Below are 16,554 nucleotides of genomic sequence, written 5' to 3'. Positions count from 1 at the left end.
CCGGCGACGCCTGGCCTAGTCTCATCATCCGGGCCGCCGCGCCGCGGATTCCCATCCGCGGGCGGGCTCCCGGAATGGATTCGCAGGCGGCCGTGACCGGCTTCCGTAACGGCCGGGTTCCGCCCCTGTTTCGGGCCGCGGACGGTTGGGCACAATCGTCGGGACGCGCACCGCGGCGCGTCCTCCCCCACACCTTCTGACCTGCGCGGCGTCCCGCCATCCGGACGGATATTCCGCTTCTCAGGGTCATGGGCATCATGTAACTTGCACCCACGCACCACCGCATCAGGGCCAGCGTCGTCCCTACTTGCACCAACTTGCCGAAAGACGACGACGGGAGAGCCGATGCTGTCCGCATCCACGCACTCCGCCAACGAGCCCCAGGCCGGCGCCACCCGCCGGCCGTACGCGCTCGTGCCGGATGCCCGACCTGCTGCGCAGGGCCTGTACGACCCGCGGAACGAGCACGACGCCTGTGGCGTCGGCTTCGTCGCCACGCTCACCGGCATCGCCGACCACACCATCGTCGAGCAGGCGCTGAACGTCCTGCGCAACCTGGAGCACCGCGGCGCCACCGGCGCCGACCCGGACTCCGGCGACGGCGCCGGCATCCTCACCCAGATCCCGGACGCCTTCCTGCGCGGGAAGGTCCCCTTCGAGCTCCCGGCGGCCGGGTCCTACGCCGTCGGCATCGCCTTCCTGCCGGACGAGGACGCGGCGGACGCCGCCGCCGTCGCGCGGATCGAGGGCATCGCGGCCGAGGAGGGACTGACCGTCCTCGGCTGGCGCGACGTCCCGGTCACCCCGGACCTGCTCGGCGCCGCCGCGCGCGGTGTGATGCCGCGCTTCCGGCAGGTCTTCCTGTCCCAGGGGGAGAAGGCCGGGATCGAGCTGGACCGGATCGCCTTCGTGGTCCGCAAGCGCGCCGAGCGTGAGGCCGGGGTGTACTTCCCCTCGCTGTCCGCGCGCACCATCGTCTACAAGGGCATGCTGACCACCGGCCAGCTCGAACCCTTCTTCCCCGACCTGTCGGACCGCACCTACGCCTCCGCCATCGGCCTGGTGCACTCGCGGTTCTCCACCAACACCTTCCCGAGCTGGCCGCTCGCCCACCCGTACCGCTTCGTCGCCCACAACGGCGAGATCAACACGGTCAAGGGCAACCGCAACTGGATGCGCGCCCGGGAGTCGCAGCTCGCCACCGACCTGATCCCGGGCGACCTCAGCCGGATCTTCCCGATCTGCACCCCGGACCACTCCGACTCCGCCTCCTTCGACGAGGTCCTGGAACTGCTCCACCTCGGCGGCCGCTCGCTGCCGCACTCGGTGCTGATGATGATCCCGGAGGCGTGGGAGAACCACGCCACCATGAGCCCGGCCCGCCGCGCCTTCTACCAGTACCACTCCAACCTGATGGAGCCCTGGGACGGCCCGGCCTGCGTCACCTTCACCGACGGCACCCAGATCGGCGCCGTGCTCGACCGCAACGGCCTGCGCCCGGCCCGGTACTGGATCACCGAGGACGGCCTGGTCGTCCTCTCCTCCGAGGTCGGCGTGCTCGACATCGACCAGGAGAAGGTCGCCAGGAAGGGCCGCCTCCAGCCCGGCCGGATGTTCCTGGTGGACACCGCCCAGGGCCGGATCGTCGAGGACGAGGAGATCAAGTCCGCCCTCGCCGCCGAGCACCCGTACGAGGAGTGGGTGGCCGGCGGTCAGATCCAGCTCGCCAAGCTGCCCGAGCGCGAGCACATCGCCCACACCCACGCCTCCGTCACCCGCCGTCAGCAGACCTTCGGGTACACCGAGGAGGAGCTGCGGGTCATCCTCGCGCCGATGGCGCGCACCGGCGCCGAGGCCCTCGGCTCGATGGGCACCGACTCGCCGATCGCCGCGCTGAGCGAGAAGCCGCGCCTGCTGTTCGACTACTTCGTGCAGCTCTTCGCCCAGGTCACCAACCCGCCGCTGGACGCCATCCGCGAGGAGCTCGTCACCTCGCTGCTGTCCAACCTCGGCCCCGAGGGCAACCTGCTGGCCGCCGAGGCCGCCTCCTGCCGCTCGGTCGGCATCACCTTCCCGGTGATCGACAACGACGAGCTGGCCAAGCTCGTCCACATCAACGCCGACGGCGACCAGCCCGGCCTCAAGGCCGTCACGCTCTCCGGCCTCTACAAGGTCGCCGGCGGCGGCGAGGCCCTGGCCTCCCGGCTCGCGGCGATCGCCGCCGAGGCCGACGCCGCCATCGCCGACGGCGCCCGGATCATCGTGCTCTCCGACCGGCACTCCGACGCCGAGCACGCCCCGATCCCCTCGCTGCTGCTCACCTCGGCCGTCCACCACCACCTGATCCGCACCAAGCAGCGCACCCAGGTGTCGCTGCTGGTCGAGGCCGGCGACGTCCGCGAGGTGCACCACGTGGCGCTGCTGATCGGCTACGGCGCCGGGGCGGTCAACCCGTACCTGGCCATGGAGTCGGTCGAGGACCTGGTCGCCCAGGGGGTCTTCATCCAGGGCGTCGAGGCCGAGAAGGCGATCAAGAACCTGATCAAGGCGCTCGGCAAGGGCGTGCTCAAGGTCATGTCCAAGATGGGCATCTCCACCGTCGCCTCCTACCGCGGCGCCCAGGTCTTCGAGGCCATCGGCCTCTCCCAGGACCTGGTCGACGGCTACTTCGCCGGCACCACCACCAAGCTCGGCGGCATCGGCCTGGACGAGATCGCCAGGGAGACCGCCGCCCGGCACGCCAAGGCCTACCCGGCCTCCGGCATCCCGGCCGCGCACCGCGCGCTGGAGATCGGCGGCGAGTACCAGTGGCGCCGCGAGGGCGAGCCGCACCTGTTCGACCCGGACACCGTCTTCCGCCTCCAGCACTCCACCCGCAACCGCCGGTACGACATCTTCAAGCAGTACACCGACCGGGTGAACGAGCAGTCCGAGCGCCTGATGACGCTGCGCGGCCTGTTCCAACTGGACGGGCGCGGCCGCGCGCCCATCCCGGTCGAGGAGGTCGAGCCGGTCTCCGAGATCGTCAAGCGCTTCTCCACCGGCGCCATGTCGTACGGCTCGATCTCGCGCGAGGCCCACGAGACCCTCGCGATCGCGATGAACCGCCTCGGCGGCAAGTCCAACACCGGCGAGGGCGGCGAGGACCCGGACCGCCTGTACGACCCGGAGCGCCGCTCGGCCATCAAGCAGGTCGCCTCCGGCCGGTTCGGCGTCACCTCCGAGTACCTGGTCAACGCGGACGACATCCAGATCAAGATGGCCCAGGGCGCCAAGCCCGGCGAGGGCGGCCAGCTGCCCGGCCACAAGGTGTACCCCTGGGTCGCCGGCACCCGGCACTCCACCCCGGGCGTCGGCCTCATCTCGCCGCCGCCGCACCACGACATCTACTCGATCGAGGACCTGGCGCAGCTGATCCACGACCTCAAGAACGCCAACCCGGCGGCCCGCATCCACGTGAAGCTGGTCTCCGAGGTCGGCGTCGGCACGGTCGCCGCGGGCGTCTCCAAGGCGCACGCGGACGTCGTCCTGATCTCCGGCCACGACGGCGGCACCGGCGCCTCCCCGCTGACCTCGCTCAAGCACGCCGGCGGACCCTGGGAGCTCGGCCTCGCCGAGACCCAGCAGACGCTGCTGCTCAACGGGCTGCGCGAGCGCATCGTGGTCCAGACCGACGGCCAGCTGAAGACCGGCCGCGACGTGGTGATCGCCGCGCTGCTCGGCGCCGAGGAGTTCGGCTTCGCAACCGCCCCGCTGGTGGTCTCCGGCTGCATCATGATGCGCGTCTGCCACCTGGACACCTGCCCGGTCGGCGTCGCCACCCAGAACCCGGTGCTGCGCGAGCGCTTCACCGGCAAGCCCGAGTTCGTGGTCAACTTCTTCGAGTTCATCGCCGAGGAGGTCCGCGAGATCCTGGCCTCGCTGGGCTTCCGCTCGATCGAGGAGGCCGTCGGCCGCGCCGAGCACATCGACGCCCGGGCCGCGATCGACCACTGGAAGGCCGCCGGGCTCGACCTCGCCCCGCTCTTCCACGTGCCGGCGCTGCCCGAGGGGGCGGCCCGCCACCGCACCACCACCCAGGACCACGCGCTCGACAAGGCCCTGGACAACCGGCTGATCGAGCTCGCCGAGGACGCGCTGGAGCGCGGCGAGAGCGTCCGCATCCAGCTGCCGATCCGCAACGTCAACCGCACCGTCGGCACCATGCTCGGCCACGAGGTGACCAAGCGGTACCGCGGCGAGGGCCTGCCGGAGGGGACCATCGACGTCACCTTCACCGGCTCCGCCGGGCAGTCCTTCGGCGCCTTCCTGCCGCGCGGCGTGACCCTGCGGCTGGAGGGCGACGCGAACGACTACGTCGGCAAGGGCCTGTCCGGCGGCGTGATCGTCGTCCGCCCGGCCCGCGAGGCGGCGGCCATCGGCAACGACGCCCAGAACCACGTCATCGCCGGCAACACCATCGGCTACGGCGCCACCTCGGGCCGCATCCACCTGCGCGGCAAGGCCGGCGAGCGCTTCGCCGTCCGCAACTCCGGCGCCACCCTCGTCGTCGAGGGCGTGGGCGACCACGGCCTGGAGTACATGACCGGCGGCCGGGTCGTCGTCCTCGGCGAGACCGGGCGCAACCTCGCGGCCGGCATGTCCGGCGGCATCGCGTACGTCCTCGACCTGCGCCCCGCCAACGTCAACGACGGCATGGTGGGCATCGAGGCCCCCACCGCCGCCGACCGCGACTGGCTGCGCGAGGCCGTGCAGCAGCACTACGAGGAGACCGGCTCCACCGTCGCCGCCGAACTCCTGGCGGACTGGGGCAGCGGCGTCTCCCGCTTCTCCAAGATCATGCCGACCGACTACAAGGCAGTGCTCGCCGCCAAGGACGCCGCTGAGCGCGATGGCCTCTCCGAGGCCGAGACCACCGCGAAGATGATGGAGGCGGCTAATGGCTGACCCCAAGGGCTTCCTGACCACGCCCAAGCAGCTGGCCGAGCGGCGTCCCGTGGACGTCCGCATCCGGGACTGGAACGAGGTCTACGTCGAGCGCAGCCTGCTGCCGATCATCACCAAGCAGGCCGGCCGCTGCATGGACTGCGGCATCCCGTTCTGCCACAACGGCTGCCCGCTCGGGAACCTCATCCCCGAGTGGAACGACCTCGCCTACCGGGACGACTTCACCGGCGCGATCGAGCGGCTGCACGCCACCAACAACTTCCCGGAGTTCACCGGCCGCCTGTGCCCGGCTCCGTGCGAGTCCGCGTGCGTCCTCGGCATCAACCAGGACGCGGTGACCATCAAGAACGTCGAGGTCACCATCATCGACAAGGCCTGGGACCGAGGCGGGGTCACCCCCCAGGTGCCCGAGCGGCTGTCCGGCAAGACCGTCGCCGTGATCGGCTCCGGCCCGGCCGGCCTCGCCGCCGCCCAGCAGCTCACCCGGGCCGGGCACACCGTGGTGGTCTACGAGCGGGCCGACCGGATCGGCGGACTGCTGCGCTACGGCATCCCCGAGTTCAAGATGGAGAAGCGCCACATCAACCGCCGCATCGAGCAGATGCGGGCGGAGGGCACCCGGTTCCGCACCGGCGTCCACGTCGGCGAGGACATCACCGGGCAGCAACTGCGCGAGCGCTTCGACGCCGTGGTGGTCGCCGCCGGCGCCACCACCGCCCGCGACCTGCCGGTGCCCGGGCGCGAGCTCAAGGGCATCCACCAGGCCATGGAGTACCTGCCGCTGGCCAACAAGGTGCAGGAGGGCGACTTCGTGGAGTCGCCGATCAGCGCCAAGGGCAAGCACGTGGTCGTGATCGGCGGCGGCGACACCGGCGCGGACTGCGTCGGCACCGCCCACCGCCAGGGCGCGGCGTCCGTCACCCAGCTGGAGATCATGCCGCGGCCCGGCGAGGAGCGGCCCGGCCACCAGCCGTGGCCGACCATGCCCATGACGTACAAGGTCACCTCCGCGCACGAGGAGGGCGGCGAGCGGATCTACTCCGTCAGCACCACCCACTTCAGCGGCGACGAGGACGGCAACGTCCGGGAACTGCACCTGGTCGAGGTGGAGTTCAAGGACGGCCGGTTCGAACCCGTGCCGGGCACCGAGCGGGCCATCCCGGCCCAGCTGGTCACCCTGGCCATGGGCTTCACCGGGACCGACGTCCGGAACGGGCTGGTCGAGCAGCTGGGAGTGGACCTCGACGCGCGCGGTAACATTGCCCGCGACGGCCGGTTCGCCACCAATGTCGATGGCGTGTACGTCTGCGGAGACGCCGGCCGAGGCCAGTCGCTGATCGTCTGGGCCATCGCGGAGGGCCGTTCGGCCGCCGCCGCGGTGGACAGGTACCTGGGCGGCAAGACCCCGCTTCCCGCCCCGATCCGGCCCACGGACCGCCCCCTGGTGGTCTGACGGACGGACGGTCCGACCGGCCCCCACCGAACGCCCGGCGCCGCATCGCCGGGAGCTCAACCCGCTGCTCCCGCCAGTGTCGCCGGGCCAACGCGGTCTCCTGGCGCCTGCCCTCTTCCCCGACCAGTTGGAGGGCGGGCGCCGTCGCGTCCTGCCAGGCGTTCCGTGGCGCTCCGTTGCGTCCCGTGGTGCCCGGGACCGGAGAAGCCGCTTCCGGACCGGCGTCAACTCTCGGACAAACAAGCGGAGTTGCCCGCCTCCCCGAGCGGTTCCCGATCGATGGGCTGTTGTTCGTCGGTGCCAGGTGGCAGACTGCCGCCGACGGCCGGGGGGCTGGTCTAGCGCGGAGGATGACGTCGATGGGCACGACTCAGGCAGGCGGGGGCGCCACCGTACGGCGCCTGCAGCTCGGCACCCAGTTGCGCAAGCTCCGCGAGGCCAGAGGCGTCAGCCGGGAGGAGGCCGGGTACTCGATCCGGGCCTCCGAGTCCAAGATCAGCCGGATGGAGCTCGGCCGGGTCGGCTTCAAGGAGCGCGACGTGGCCGACCTGCTCACCCTCTACGGGGTCGAGGCCGAACACGAGCGCGCCGGCGTCCTCGGACTGCTGCGCGACGCCAACACCAGCTCCTGGTGGCACGAGTACGGCGACGTCCTGCCCGGCTGGTTCCAGAACTACCTGGGGCTGGAGGAGGCCGCGGCCGAGATCCGCAGCTACGAGGTCCAGTTCGTCCACGGGCTGCTCCAGACCGCCGACTACGCCCGCGCCGTGGTCACCGCCGGCTGCCACGCCGCCGGCCCGGAGGAGATCGACCGCCGGGTCGACGTCCGGCTCAAGCGGCAGGCGGTGCTGACCGGCGAGCGCGCGCCGCAGCTGGTCGCCGTGCTGGACGAGGCCGCGCTGCGCCGCCCCTGGGGCGGGCCCGAGCAGATGCGCGGCCAGCTGGACCGGCTGCTGGAGCTCGGCGAGCTGCCCAACGTCCGGCTCCAGGTGCTGCCGCTGGGCAACGCCGGGCTGAGCGCGGAGAGCGGCGCCTTCACCGTCCTGGGCTTCGCCGAGGCCGAGTTGGCGGACGTGGTGTACCTGGAGCAGTTCACCACCGCGCTCTACCTCGACAAGCCCGCGGAGGTGGCCGAGTACCGGCAGGCGATGGACGATCTGGTCGCCGACAGCCTCAGCCCGGAGAAGACCCGGGATCTGTTGCACGAGGTACGCCAGGAGCTTTAATACGTCAGTACGATGAGATCCCATCAGGTCGGTGCATGAGAGGGATCAGATGTCGTACTTCTCCGAGTTGGCGCTGCAGTACATCGACGGCGAGTGGCGCAGTGGCAGCGGCTCCTGGGACATCGTCGACGTCGACCCCTACACCGGGGACAAGCTCGCCGCGATCACCGTCGCCACCACCGCCGAGGTCGACCAGGCCTACCGCGCCGCCGAGCGCGCCCAGAAGGAGTGGGCGGCCACCAACCCGTACCGGCGGCGGGTGGTCTTCGAGCGCGCGCTGCGGCTGGTGGAGGAGCGCGAGCCGGAGATCGTCCAGGCGATCATGGCCGAACTCGGCGGCACCGCGCTGAAGGCGGGCTTCGAACTCTCCCTGGTCAAGGACGTGCTGCGGGACTGCCTGCACCAGTCGGTGGCCCCCGAGGGCCGGCTGCTGACCTCGCCCGCCCAGGGCCGGGAGAACCGGCTCTACCGGCTGCCGGTCGGCGTCGTCGGTGTGATCAGCCCCTTCAACTTCCCGCTGTTCCTGGCCCTCAAGGCCGTCGCCCCGGCCCTCGCGCTCGGCAACGGCGTCGTCCTCAAGCCGCACCAGGAGACCCCGGTGGTCGGCGGCGGACTGATCGCCAAGATCTTCGAGGACGCGGGCCTGCCGCCCGGCCTGCTGAACGTGGTGATCACCGACATCGCCGAGATCGGCGACAGCTTCATCGAGCACCCGGTGCCCAAGGTGATCTCCTTCACCGGCTCCGACCGGGTCGGCCGGCACGTCGCCACCGTCGCCGCCGGGCACTTCAAGCGGACCGTCCTGGAACTCGGCGGCAACAGCGCGCTGATCGTGCTGGACGACGCCGACGTCGACCACGCCGTGGACGCCGCGGTGTTCAGCCGCTTCGTCCACCAGGGGCAGGTCTGCATGGCGGCCAACCGGGTGCTGGTGGACCGGGCCGTCGAGGCCGAGTTCACCGAGAAGTTCGTCGCCAAGGTGGCCTCGCTCACCGTCGGCGACCCCAGGGACCCGGCCACCCACATCGGCCCGCTGATCAACCCCGTCCAGGCCGACTCCCTCAACGCCCAGGTCGACCAGGCCGTCGCGGCCGGCGCCACCGCGCTGCTGCGCGGCCCCAAGGTCGGCAGCCTGATGGGCCCGGTGGTGCTCAGCGGACTGCCGCAGGACGCGCCGATCCTGCGCAACGAACTCTTCGGCCCGGTGGTGCTGCTGGTGCCCTTCGACGGCGAGGACGAGGCCGTACGGATAGCCAACGACACCCCGTTCGGGCTCAGCGGCGCGGTGCACACCGCCGACGTCGACCGCGGCGTGAAGCTCGCCCAGCGGATCGAGACTGGCATGATCCACGTCAACGGCGGCACCATCGCCGACGAGCCTGGCGTCCCCTTCGGCGGCGAGAAGAACTCCGGCGTCGGCCGCCTCAACGGCGAGGCCACGGTGGAGGCCTTCACCACCGTGAAGTGGATCTCCGTCCAGCACGAGCGCGCCGTCTTCCCCTTCTGACCCGCGGAACCCCGGAACGGCCCGGGCCCCGGCGAATCCGCCGGGGCCCGGGCCGTCAGGAGGGGAAGCGGACCAGGCCGCCGGTCAGAAGACCGGCTGGCCGGCCCGGACGAGGCGCCAGGAGTCGGTGAAGAAGTCGGCGGGGTCGATGGTGCCCTTGGCCTTCACCCAGGCGATCATGGTGTTGCGGATCTCGTCGGAGTCCGACCAGACCACCTTCGCCTTGGCGACGTGCGGGAAGTTGCCGCCGCCGTTGGCGCGGTAGTTGTTGACGGCGAGGACGAACTCGGCGGCCGGGTCGATCGGCTTGCCCTGGAAGGACAGGTTGACGATCCGCTGGCCCTTCGGCTGGGCGATGTCGATGTCGTAGCTCAGGCCGTAGACCGAGTCGTAGTTGTAGTCCGGGGTGGCCTCGGCGTTGGTCAGCTTGTCCTTGTCGACCGCCGCGTCCGGGGCGAGCTGGTTGTAGTACTTCGCCGAGTACTCCAGGTAGTCCTTGAGCTGGGCGCCCGTCAGGACGCGGGCCTCCAGGGTGTTCTCGTAGATGTACAGGCCCGCGGCGTCGCGCAGCTTGACCTGGCCGGCCGGGATCAGCGCGGTGCGGTTGAACGGGGCGGCCTGGGCCAGCACCGGGAGGTTGGCGTACGGCCCGCCCGCCAGCGCGGCCTTGACCTGGTCCGCCTGGACCTTGCCGATCAGGTCGATGATCGGGGTGGCCCGGAACGGGGCCTCGGCGATCGACAGCGCGATCTTGCCGGACCCGATGACCTGGTTGACGTACGCCACGACCTTCTTGTGCTGCTTGGCGACCGCCTTGGTGATCTCCGGGTTCTCCGGCACCGTGTTGGAGTTCAGCAGCCGCGAGGAGAGCGAGGTGACCGTCCAGGCACCGGCCGCGAACTCGGCCTCGAAGTCGAAGCAGGTCAGGCGCTGGCCGTAGCAGAGCGGCTCGGAGAGCACGACCGTCTTGCCGGTCTTCTTGTTGACGACCAGGCGCTGCGGGATCTCCTTGTGGGCGTGGCCCACCAGCACCGCGTCGATGCCGGGGACGGTCGCCGCCAGCTCGACCGCGGCGTTCTCGGCCCACGGCAGCTGGTCGCCCCAGGTCGTCGCCTCGTCGCAGCCGGTGTGCGCCGAGACCACGACGACGTCCGCGCCCGCCGCCTTGACCTTCGGCACCCAGGTGGCGGCGGTCTCGACGATGCCCGGGAAGACCATCTTGCCGCTGACGTTGGCCTTGTCCCAGATAGCGATGCCCGGGTTGGTCAGGCCGAGGATGCCGACCCGCAGCGGCCGGCCCTCGCCCAGGTGCAGCTCCTTGATCACGAAGGGCTTGAAGGCCGGCTTCTCGTTCTTCGCGTACAGCGCGTTGGCGCCCAGCAGCGGGAACTCCAGCTGCTCCTCGTAGGCCCTCAGGAGCGGGATGCCGTAGTTGAACTCGTGGTTGCCGAGCGCGGCGGCGTCGTACTCCATGAGGTTCATGGCGACGGCCATCGGGTGGTCCGGCACGGTGTCGGCGTCGCTGAGGATCGAGTCGATCCGGGCGTAGTAGTAGGACAGCTGGGTGCCCTGGATGGTGTCACCGGAGTCGATCAGCAGGCAGCGGTCCCAGCCCTTCTCCTCGCGCACCTGGTTGGCCAGGGTGGAGATCTTGGCGAGGCCGACCGCGTTGTGGGCCTTGTCGGTGTACTCGGCGTCGGTGAAGTAGTCCCAGTTGAGCACCCGGCCGTGGAGGTCGGTGGTGCCCATGACGGTGAAGGCCTGCTTGCGCGGCTTGCGCTGCGGGCCCTTGGCGGCCGCCGTGTCCGGCTGGGCCGCCGCGGCGGAGGGGGCGGCGGCCAGGGTGGCGCCACCGGCCAGGGCGGCGCCGGCGGCGGTGGCGGCGGACCGGGTGACGAAGTCACGGCGGTTCAGGGGCATGGACGACTCTCCCGAGTGGGCGACGGCGGATGGGCCGTCAGCTGGTGTGCGTGAGCAAGAAGTACGCGTCCCCGCATCGACGCGCGTAGAGGGACGCGCGTAGCAGTGTGCCGTGCGGGCCGGGGTGCTGGATAGTCCCCGAACCTGTCCGGGAGGTGAGATCTTGGCGACTCGTTCGTGACGGGAACGGGGGAGGTGTGGGGTGACGGGGCCGGCCCCCCGGAGGACGGATCAGGACAGTTCGCCCACCAGCCGGTCGATCTCCCGGCCCAGCTCGACCGCCGGGTCCGGGGCGTCCGGGCCCGCCCAGGGCTGCCAGGTCCGCGCCCGGAGGTAGCCGGCCACCGCGACCGGCAGCCGGTGCCGGACGATCCGCTCCGCCACCGGGCCCGGCCCGGCCGTGCGCAGCGCCGCCAGCAGGCCGTCCACGCCGGCCGAGGGCGGCAGCGGCACGCCGCCCAGGTAGGCGGCCAGCTCCTCCAGCTCCGGGTCGGGCGCGGGGGGCCGTGCCGGGGGCTGGACGGACGGCTGGACGGGTGGTTGGACGGGCGGCTGGGCCGGGGGCGCGGCGGAGAGCTCCGCGGAGACCTCCGCGAGGAGGGCCGCGACGCCCTCCTCGGGGTGCCCGGAGGCCGCGCTCCCCGGCGCCGGCGCCGGAGCCGCCTCCCGGCGGGCCGCCGGGGCGGGCGTCAGCAGCGCGCCCACCCCGTACAGTCCGGCCACGACCCCCGGCCACCAGGCCCCGCCCAGCCCGGCGAAGTGCAGCCCCAGACCGACCGCGCCGCCCGCGCAGCCGACCAGGTTGCGGGTCGACTCCAGGTAGCGCAGCGTCCGGGCGCCGAGGCCGTCGCCGCCAGTGCCACGGCCGCCGCCACCGGCTCCGCCACCGCCCCTGTCACTGGTAGCCACGGATCTCCTCGAACACCCCGTCCAGCGACCCCGTCCCGTCGAACAGCTTGCCGCCGCTGAGGTCCGCGATCCCCTGGAGCTGGCTCACCGCCGCCTCCCCGAACTTGATCGGGAACACCGGGATCGCCTTCTCCCCGGGCGGCAGCCCGTCGTGGAACCGCTTGAACTCGGCGTCCGTCGCCCCGGCGTTGCTCTCCCCGTCGGTCATCAGCACGATCGAGGTGAACCGGTCGTCACCGGCCGCCGCCTGCTGGCGCTCGATCACCTTGTACGCCTCCTCCAGAGAGGAGTACAGCGCCGTCCCGCCCGAGGCGGCCAGCGACTGCACGTCCGCGTCGATCGAGGCCAGCTCCGCCTCCGGGCCCGGCTTGCCGCCGGAGGCCGGCACCACGTGGGTCCTGGTCCACTTCACCGCGGAGGCGAAGGAGAGCAGCGTGATCTCCTCGCGGTCCCGGAAGCGGCGCACCCCGCGGGTGTCGTCCGCGCCGGTCAGCCGGCCCAGCGCGCTCTTCAGCGCGGCGATCCGCGAGCCCTCCATCGAGCCCGAGGTGTCCAGCACGTACACCGTCCGGGACGGGCGGCGCAGCTCGTTCTGGTACGCGGCCAGCAGACCGTCCGCGACCTCCCGGGTGCCCGGGAACGGCAGCTCCCGGCGGCGCTCCGAGGGCAGCCCGGCGGCGGGGGACGCGCCCGCCGTCACCGGGCGGCGCAGCGTCGTCTCGGAGATGCGCTTCTGCACGTCCTCCTTGAGCAGGTAGGCGGTCAGCCGCTGGAAGGCGTCGCGCTGGTCCGGCGCGGCGGAGGACATCAGCGAGAGCGGGTAGTCCGCCGACACCACGCCGTCCACCGGCCGTACCACCGTCAACTGCTGCTGCGGCGGCAGCGTCCGGTTCAGCGACAGCAGCACCGACTCGTAGTTCACCAGCGCGCTCACCGTGCCCGACTCGGCCCGGGTGTACGCCTGCGCCAGCCAGCCCGAGGAGCCGGAGGTCAGCTTCTGGCCCTTGAAGAACTCCTTCAGCTGCGGGCCCGCCTTCTGCACGTCCGCGTCGGTCAGCGCCGCGCCCGCGCCGGAGAAGGCCGACGCCACCGCGACCAGGGTGGAGAAGCCCGAGTTGGACCGGGACGGGTCGGCCATCCCGTACGGCAGCCGGCCGGCCGCGGCCGCCTCGCCGACCTGCGCCCAGGTGACCTTGGAGCCGTCGCCCCAGCCGAGTTCGCCGAGCACCGAGGAGCGCACCCCGATCGCCACCGGCGAGACCATCACCGGGGTCTCGGAGATCACCTTGGACCGGCCGGCCGGATCGAGCCGCAGGTACTGGTCGGACGGGAACCACACGGCGTCGTACTTGCCGTCGGCCCGGCCCGAGGAGACGGTGTCCGCGCCGTCCAGGGTGCCCGTCCAGGAGAACTGCACCGTCACCCCGGTGGCCTTCCGGGCGTCCTCCAGGACCGGTGCCAGGTCCTGGAGTTCACTGCCGGCCAGGACGCGCAGCACTCCGGGGCGGGCGGTCTCGGCGGGCGGGCCGCTCGGGTCCGGGGCGGGCTTGGGGTCGGAGGTGCAGGCGGTCGCCGCGGCGAGGGCGGCGGCCAGCGCGGCGGCGAGCAGGCCGCGGCGCTTCGTCGGGCTGGTCACTTGGTCCCCTTCGCCGCGGCGGTCAGCTTGGTCAGGTTGTCCAGCGACGGCAGGGTCGCCTGCTTGATCCTGGCCGCGGTCAGGTCGGGTGCGAAGGTCGGCCGGCGGTCCCGCATCAGCTTCGCGAAGGCCTCCGGCTCGGCCTGCGGGCGCAGGCCGTACTTGGCCTCCAGGGAGCGCAGCGTCGCGTCGTTCTGGAGGACGTCGGCGAGCTTGCGGCCGTTGTCGGTGTGGGCCACCACGGTGTGGTCCGAGTAGACCGTGGTGTCCGGGTACAGCACCACCATGTCCCCGGTGGGCTTGCCCTGGAGCGGCAGGGCGGCGGCCTGCGACTCGTACGCGAAGATCAGCGGGCTGCCGATCCCCGCACCGAAGTCCCGGAACGGCTCGTCGCTGCTGCTCTTCTGGATGCCCTGGAGCGAGTTGGCGGTGTGCAGGACGTCCCTGACGGCGGCGACGCCGGTGTCGTCCGACACCACCTGGTGGTTGTTGGCGACGTAGGAGAGCAGCGCGAGGTACATCGCGCCGGAGGACGAGCTCTCCGGGTCGGTGGTGGTCACGAAGAGCTGGCCGGACAGCTCGGGGTGCTCGCGGGCCCCGTCCAGGTCCTCCCATCTGCGGTTGCCCTTCAGGGCGTTGACGTACTCGTCCATCCGGAACGTCCAGACGCCGGTGCCGGGGTCCACGTCGGCCAGCTTGTTCCTCTTCAGCACCTGGGCCACCGGCTCGTGGGCCACGATCACCAGCGGCGAGTAGAACGGCACCAGGGGGGAGTCCTGCAACTTCCAGATCCGCTGGATCTCCCGGGCCGGCGCCGCGCTCGCGGGGAAGGCGAAGTCCAGGCCCGGGGTCTTCTCCGCCTGGTCGCTCATCCGCCAGGAGCCCGTCGAGTCCGCCCGGACGTCCAGCCCCTGCTTCGCCAACTCGGCCCTGACGTCCTGGTCTTCGAAGAAGGCGCGTTTCTCCGAGCCGATCAGGCCGGTGACGGTGACCGTCTTGGCGGCCTCCGGTTCGGGGATCAGCGCGTAGGCCACCCCGCCCAGCAGGGCCAGGGCCGCCACCACCCCCAGAGCGCGTTTCATGCCGAACGCCTCCCCCTCGTCCGCTACTTCGTCCGGGTGGTCACCCGGGGCCGCCCGGGCAGCGCCCGGGGGTGACGAGCGTCCCGCCGGGCGGGGAGCGGCGGCGGAAGCGGCGGTGAACCGGGGGTGAACAGCCCTTCACGGAATCGTATTGACGGACGGGCGCGGGTGACGGACGGGAGGGGGCGCGGACGGCGTGCGGGAGGGGCGCGGACCGGGGCGTTCGCGCGCCGGTCCGAGTGTGTGTCAGATTGTTCAACTCGCCTTACCGCAAAGGTCATCCCGCAGTCCGGACCCGCGTCGTGGTTACGCGCCGGTAATGCCTAGTCTCAGCACTATGCGCCGAGCAAAAATCGTCTGTACCCTCGGGCCCGCCACCGACTCGTACGACCAGATCAAGTCCCTGGTCGACGCCGGGATGGACATCGCCCGATTCAACCTCAGCCACGGCTCGCACGCCGAGCACGAGGAACGCTACCGCCGCGTCCGCAAGGCCGCCGACGAGACCGGCCGCAGTGTCGGCATCCTCGCCGACCTTCAAGGCCCGAAGATCCGCCTCGACACCTTCGCCCACGGGCCGGTACTTCTCGAACGCGGCGACGAGTTCACCATCTCCACCGACAAGGGCGTCGTGGGGGACAAGGACATCTGCGGAACCACCTACTCCGGACTCGCCGGCGACGTCGGCCGCGGCGAACGCATCCTGGTCGACGACGGCCGGGTCACCCTGGAGGTCGTCGCCGTCGACGGGCCGCACGTGCGCTGCCTGGTCATCGAAGGCGGCCTGGTCTCCGACCACAAGGGCCTCAACCTCCCCGGCGTCGCCGTCTCCGTCCCCGCGCTCAGCGACAAGGACGTCGCCGACCTGCGGTGGGCGCTGCGGACCGGGGCCGACCTGATCGCGCTCTCCTTCGTCCGCAGCGGGCGGGACATCGAGGACGTCCACCGGATCATGGCGGAGGAGGGGCGCCACGTCCCGGTCATCGCCAAGATCGAGAAGCCGCAGGCGGTGGAGAACCTGGAGTCCGTCGTCGACGCCTTCGACGGGATCATGGTGGCCCGCGGCGACCTGGGCGTGGAGATGCCCCTCGAACAGGTCCCGCTGGTCCAGAAGCGCGCCATCAAGCTGGCCCGCCGCAACGCCAAGCCGGTCATCGTCGCCACCCAGATGCTCGACTCGATGATCAACGCCTCCCGGCCGACCCGGGCGGAGGCCTCGGACGTCGCCAACGCCGTCCTGGACGGCACGGACGCGGTGATGCTCTCCGGGGAGACCTCGGTCGGCAAGTACCCGGTGGAGACGGTCAAGACCATGGCCCGGATCGTCGAGGCCGCCGAGACCGACATCCTGGCGGGGGGCCTGTCGCCGCTGACCGTCGGCGGCAAGCCCCGCACCCAGGGCGGAGCCGTCGCCCGCGCGGCCGCCGAGATCGGCGACTTCCTCAACGCCAAGTACCTCGTCGCCTTCACCCAGTCCGGCGACACCGCCCGCCGGCTCACCCGCTACCGCTCGCCGATCCCGGTGCTCGCCTTCACCTACGAGCCGGCGGTGCGCAGCCAACTCGCCCTCACCTGGGGGGTGGAGACCTTCCTCGGCCCGTTCGCCCCGACCACGGACCAGATGGTCGAACAGGTCGACGCGGCGCTGCTGTCGCTCGGCCGTTGCCAGAAGGGCGACATCGTCGTCATCACGGCCGGCTCGCCCCCCGGCCTGGCGGGCTCCACCAACCTCGTCCGCGTCCACCACGTGGGCACGTTGGACGTCTGAGCGCCCCTCGGCGGGGGGGGGGGGGGGGGGGGGGGGGGGGGGGGGGGGGGGGGGGGGGGGGGGGGGGGGGGGGGGGGGGGGGGGGGGTGGGGGGGGGGGGGGGGGA

9 protein-coding genes are annotated in these 16,554 nt (G+C 71.9%); 5 read left to right on the top strand and 4 right to left on the bottom strand.

Annotated elements, in window-relative coordinates:
• Nucleotides 1–345: 345 nt before the first annotated feature.
• The 4 genes from gltB to ACZ55U_RS07325 all read left to right on the top strand — a co-directional run bounded on the left by gltB (nt 346) and on the right by ACZ55U_RS07325 (nt 9,133).
• Nucleotides 346–4,947 (top strand): glutamate synthase large subunit, encoded by a 4,602-nt coding sequence (gltB, locus tag ACZ55U_RS07340; RefSeq protein ID WP_465523377.1) that lies wholly within the window; start codon nt 346–348, stop codon nt 4,945–4,947.
• Nucleotides 4,940–6,400 carry a glutamate synthase subunit beta gene (locus ACZ55U_RS07335; protein ID WP_465523375.1) on the top strand — a complete coding sequence of 487 codons (1,461 nt, stop codon included), beginning with the start codon at nt 4,940–4,942 and terminating at the stop codon, nt 6,398–6,400. Before gltB ends, ACZ55U_RS07335 begins: the two co-directional genes overlap by 8 nt.
• 359 nt (nt 6,401–6,759) lie before the next feature.
• Nucleotides 6,760–7,626 (top strand): helix-turn-helix domain-containing protein, encoded by an 867-nt coding sequence (locus tag ACZ55U_RS07330; RefSeq protein WP_465523373.1) that lies wholly within the window; start codon nt 6,760–6,762, stop codon nt 7,624–7,626.
• Between the two features lie 49 nt (nt 7,627–7,675).
• The gene (locus ACZ55U_RS07325) at nt 7,676–9,133 is read left to right on the top strand and encodes an aldehyde dehydrogenase family protein (protein WP_465523371.1); all 1,458 of its coding nucleotides are present in this window, start codon (nt 7,676–7,678) and stop codon (nt 9,131–9,133) included.
• 84 nt (nt 9,134–9,217) lie between these two features.
• On the opposite strand, the gene ACZ55U_RS07320 is transcribed toward ACZ55U_RS07325, so the two are convergent.
• The 4 genes from ACZ55U_RS07320 to ACZ55U_RS07305 all read right to left on the bottom strand — a co-directional run bounded on the left by ACZ55U_RS07320 (nt 9,218) and on the right by ACZ55U_RS07305 (nt 14,680).
• A complete protein-coding gene (locus tag ACZ55U_RS07320; protein WP_465523369.1) occupies nt 9,218–11,053 on the bottom strand; it encodes a bifunctional metallophosphatase/5'-nucleotidase in 1,836 nt (611 codons plus the stop codon).
• A 231-nt stretch (nt 11,054–11,284) separates the two neighbouring features.
• The gene (locus tag ACZ55U_RS07315; RefSeq protein WP_465523367.1) at nt 11,285–11,962 is read right to left on the bottom strand and encodes a hypothetical protein; all 678 of its coding nucleotides are present in this window, start codon (nt 11,960–11,962) and stop codon (nt 11,285–11,287) included.
• Entirely contained in the window at nt 11,949–13,598 is a 1,650-nt protein-coding gene (locus ACZ55U_RS07310; RefSeq protein WP_465523365.1) for a VWA domain-containing protein, read from the bottom strand. Before ACZ55U_RS07310 ends, ACZ55U_RS07315 begins: the two co-directional genes overlap by 14 nt.
• Nucleotides 13,595–14,680, bottom strand: coding sequence for a hypothetical protein (locus tag ACZ55U_RS07305; protein ID WP_465523363.1), 1,086 nt, complete (start codon nt 14,678–14,680; stop codon nt 13,595–13,597). The genes ACZ55U_RS07310 and ACZ55U_RS07305 overlap by 4 nt, the downstream gene beginning before the upstream one ends.
• Before the next feature lie 337 nt (nt 14,681–15,017).
• On the opposite strand from ACZ55U_RS07305, the gene pyk reads away from it, so the two are divergent.
• Nucleotides 15,018–16,448, top strand: coding sequence for a pyruvate kinase (gene pyk / locus ACZ55U_RS07300; protein WP_465523361.1), 1,431 nt, complete (start codon nt 15,018–15,020; stop codon nt 16,446–16,448).
• Nucleotides 16,449–16,554 lie beyond the last annotated feature (106 nt).

It is taken from the genome of Kitasatospora sp. NPDC034533 (assembly GCF_055575155.1).
The sequence above is the reverse complement of the archived record's forward strand: the minus strand, read 5'-3'. Positions and strand labels throughout refer to the sequence as shown.